Below are 4115 nucleotides of genomic sequence, written 5' to 3'. Positions count from 1 at the left end.
GGCAGAGGAAGAGACAAAAATCTCGCCGTAAAGCGGATGGGGAAACCCCACCCGCCTGCGCGGTGGGGTAGTTCATAGTGCCCTTTAGGCAACCGAGGTTAGCGGGTGGAGCTGGGAGCTCTTAACCTCTTCAGAGCTGAAAGGGGGAACCCCTGCTCCCGACTGATCTGCTTTGAAGAGCGGGGAATTGCAGTAATGAATTTGCACACGAGTAGGCCGGCCCAAGCCCAAAGCAGATCCCAGGCAGCGCGCTAAAACCTGCACTTTGAACTCCAGTTCGCCAATAGTGTCCATATACTTGCGGCCCTCCCTCCAACCCCATCTCTAAGCCCAGCTTAGGAGAAGATTGAGGATAGTTCTTCAGTGGGAATACAGAATTTGCCAGGCTAGATCATGCAAAGCTGGCACTCTTTTTAGAGAGAAAAAAGCTGAAACCTGGCCAGGCTTTCTCCGGAAGATCCCGGACAAAGGGCCGGAAGCTACCCGTTGATTAACGTAAGTAAAAATAACGCCTAGAGAAACTACGGAAAAAAGCTGGAGACCAAGCTGAGGCGACGTGGGGAGTATGCCCGTCTACCTTTACTGGGGAGATGATAGCTATCGCCTCCTGCAGGCGGTGCAAGAGCTGCGCGATCAGGTACTGGATCCCGCGTGGGCTGCCTTTAACTACGATCGCCTGCCACCGGAATCCACCCTGGCCGGACTGAACCTGGCCATGACGCCGCCTCTGGGATCCAACGCCCGCCTGGTTTGGCTGGAGGAGACAACGCTCACCCAGCAGTGTTCCGAAGAGTTGGTAAGAGAACTGGAGCGAACGTTAGCTTCTTTGCCCCCCACAACCCATCTGGTCTTGACCACCAGCAGCAAGCCGGATGGACGTCTCAAATCCACCAAACTCCTCAAGCAAGGGGCCATTGTCCGCGAGTTTTCCCAACTGCCCCCCTGGGACGAAGAGGGCATTCTTAAGCAGGTACACCGCGAGGCCCGACAGCGGGCTCTCAAGCTCAGCCCAGAGGCAGCCCAGAAGTTGGCTGAGGCGGTGGGCAACGATTCCCGCCGTTTGGCCATGGAACTGGAAAAGCTGGCCCTGTTTACGGCAGGCCAGCGGGATCCCATCTCCCCTGAGCAAATCGAGGCTCTGGTTCCTGCCAGCGCCTACAACAGCTTTCAACTGGCCGCCTCCCTGCGCCAGGGCAACTTGGATCGATCCCTGCAGATCCTGAACCATCTGCTGGATCACAACGAGCCGCCCCTTAAGATCCTGGCAGTGTTGGTGGGCCAATTCCGCACCTGGCTGTGGGTAAAGCTACTGCTGGAAGAGGGAGAACGGGATCCCAAGGTCATTGCCCAAAAAGCAGAGATTGCCAACCCCAACCGGGTTTACTTCTTACAAAAAGAGGTGGGATCCCTAAAAAGCTCAGCACTGCTGAAGGTGATGCAGCAACTTCTACAACTGGAATATCAGCTCAAGCAAGGTCAGCCGGAGCGAGAAGTGTTTCCAGAGGCTCTGATCCAGACCGTGGCCATTCTCCAACAGTCCTGAGCTTTTCTGTCGTTGTTACCCCGTCCAGGGACAGTTCTCACAATGGCCCATTTAACGGACAGCGTGCTCGGCCGGGATCTCCTTCAGCCTTGGGGAGGGGGATCCCTCTTCGCGACTCAGAGCAAGTAGAGCAGGATAAACAACACAATCCAAACCCCATCCACAAAGTGCCAGTAGATCTCGGCAGCCTCGACGCCAAAGTAGTGTTGGACACTGTAGTGGCCCGGCTTCAGGGATCGCCAAAGCACCGCCAAAATAAACAGCAACCCTGCTGCTACGTGCAGCCCGTGAAACCCCGTCAAGACATAGAAGGTACTGGCAAACAAGTTGGTGGTGAGGCCAAACTCCAGGTGGCTGTACTCGTAGAGCTGCCCGGCCAGGAAGATGGCCCCCAGCAGGGCAGTGAGGGCAAACCACAGCCGCAATCCCTTGACGTTATTGGCCTGGATGGCAGGCTTGGCCTGGTGGATAACCCAGCTGCTGGAGAGGAGGATTGCCGTGTTGATCCCAGGCAAGAGCAGTTCCCGCTCCGGCGTCCCTTCCGGCGGCCAGACCGGGGCCGTGAGGCTGTAGGCCAAATAGGCCATGAACAGGCCCAAGAACAGACAGCCTTCCGCTACCAGAAACATCAGCAGACCAAAAACGCGATGATCTGGGTGCTCGACATGAGCGGCATGGGCCTGAGTGTGGCCGACCATTAAGGCATCAGAAGCGAGGGATCCTTGCATATTCCTGTCCACTTAAAATCAATTTTCGCCAAATTCCAGAGACTTCTTGAAACTGTAGGGGCAGCCCAGCCAAGATCAAGACGGGAATACCCGGCGAGCAGAGGATGGATACCCAGCGGGCAAGTCTCCTGCTAAGAAGAAGTAGGCTCCGCCTCAGCCAGCGCCAGCTCCCGCAAGCTCTGCAACTGGGCGGCCAAGTAATCCAAAGTCTCCTTGCTGTGCAGCCCGTAGTCGTAGGGGCCAGTTAGCAGGATGGGATCCCCGTAGAAGTTGTGGGCAGGCGGTGGGGAAGAAGTTGTCCACTCCAGAGTTAGAGCCTGCCAGGGGTTGTCTCCGGCCTTGGGCCCAGCTACCCAAGAGTAGATGGCGTTCACCAAGAAGGGCAGCGTGGAAATGGCCAGAATGAAAGCCCCCACCGAGCTAATCCAGTTGAGGTCGGCAAATTGCGGGTCGTACTGAGCCACGCGGCGGGGCATGCCCATTAGACCCAGCTTGTGCATCGGCAAAAAGCACATGTTGAAGCCGACAAAGGTCAGCGCAAAATGCACCCGCCCCCAGAACTCGTTCAGCAGCCGGCCGGTCATCTTGGGGAACCAGTGGTAGAGGCCGGCATAGATGCCGAACACGCTGCCGCCAAACAACACGTAGTGCAGGTGGGCCACCACAAAGTAGGTGTCGTGGACGTGGATATCCAACGGCACCGAAGCAAGGATGATCCCGCTCAAGCCGCCGATGACAAACATGGAGATAAAGCCCATGCCAAACAACATGGCTGACCGGAAGTGGATCTTGCCGCCCCAGAGAGTGGCCAGCCAGCTAAACACCTTGATCCCGGTGGGAACGGCAATGGCCATGGTGGCGATCATGAAGAACACCCGCATCCAGTCGGGGGTACCGCTGGTAAACATGTGGTGAACCCAGACAATCAAGCCCAAAAAGCAGATGGCCAAGCTGGAGTAGGCAATGGCTTTGTAGGCAAAGATGGGCTTGCGGGCATGCACCGGCAAGATCTCCGAGATCATGCCGAACACCGGCAGAACCATGATGTACACCGCCGGGTGGGAGTAAAACCAGAACATGTGCTGGTACACCACCGGATCCCCGCCGCCACTGGGGTTGAAGAAGGCCGTGCCCGCCAACAGGTCAAAGCTAAGCAGGATCAGCGCCCCAGCCAGAACCGGCGTTGCAATGAGGGTAATGATGGAAGCAGCCAGCATCGCCCAGCAAAACAGAGGCATATCCTCCATCTTCATGCCGGGCATGCGCAGCTTGAGGATGGTGGTAATAAAGTTCACGGCCCCCAGAATGGAAGAGGTTCCGCCTAACAAAATGCTCAGGATCCAGAGTTCTTCTCCCACTTTGCCACTGATGAGGCTCAGCGGCGGATACGAGGTCCAACCCGCTGCCGGGGCCTCGAGGAAGAGGCTAGCCAGCAGCAAAAGGCCGCTGGGTGGAATTAGCCAAAAGGCGACGGCGTTTAGCCTAGGAAAAGCCATGTCCCGCGCCCCGATCATCAGCGGCACCAGGTAGTTGCCAAAGCCCCCCATCAAAGCCGGCACAATCCACAAAAAGATCATGATTGTGGCGTGCAAGGTAAAAGCGCCGTTGTAGCGCTCAAAACCGAGAAAGTCGGCTTCGGGGGTGGCCAGCTCGGCCCGCACGGCTGTAGCCAGCGCTCCCCCCACCAAGTAGAAGGAAAAGGTGGTTACCAAATACTGGATCCCGATCACCTTGTGGTCGGTGGAGAAGGTAAAAAAGCGCCACCAAGGCTCGGCGGCAGGCTCCAGGCTGGCTTTGGGGGCAGCGGCAAAGGTGGGATTGTCCTGTAGCTGGGTCATGGCAAA

3 protein-coding genes are annotated in these 4115 nt (G+C 57.2%); 1 reads left to right on the top strand and 2 read right to left on the bottom strand.

Annotation, left to right across the window (positions count from 1 at the left end; all coding sequences use genetic code 11):
- Nucleotides 1–565 precede the first annotated feature (565 nt).
- Nucleotides 566–1543 (top strand): DNA polymerase III subunit delta, encoded by a 978-nt coding sequence (gene holA / locus NW863_RS03015; protein WP_414364284.1) that lies wholly within the window; start codon nt 566–568, stop codon nt 1541–1543.
- Between the two features lie 116 nt (nt 1544–1659).
- On the opposite strand, the gene NW863_RS03010 is transcribed toward holA, so the two are convergent.
- Together NW863_RS03010 and ctaD are read right to left on the bottom strand one after the other, a co-directional pair.
- Nucleotides 1660–2271 (bottom strand): cytochrome c oxidase subunit 3, encoded by a 612-nt coding sequence (locus tag NW863_RS03010; RefSeq protein WP_414364283.1) that lies wholly within the window; start codon nt 2269–2271, stop codon nt 1660–1662.
- A gap of 131 nt (nt 2272–2402) precedes the next feature.
- On the bottom strand, nt 2403–4109 hold the full coding sequence (gene ctaD, locus NW863_RS03005; RefSeq protein ID WP_414364293.1) for a cytochrome c oxidase subunit I: 1707 nt from the start codon (nt 4107–4109) through the stop codon (nt 2403–2405).
- Between the last annotated feature and the right edge of the window lie 6 nt (nt 4110–4115).

It is taken from the genome of Synechococcus sp. B60.1 (assembly GCF_047462555.1).
Lineage (GTDB): Bacteria > Cyanobacteriota > Cyanobacteriia > Thermostichales > Thermostichaceae > Thermostichus.
This window is presented reverse-complemented; position numbering and strand designations above follow the sequence as displayed.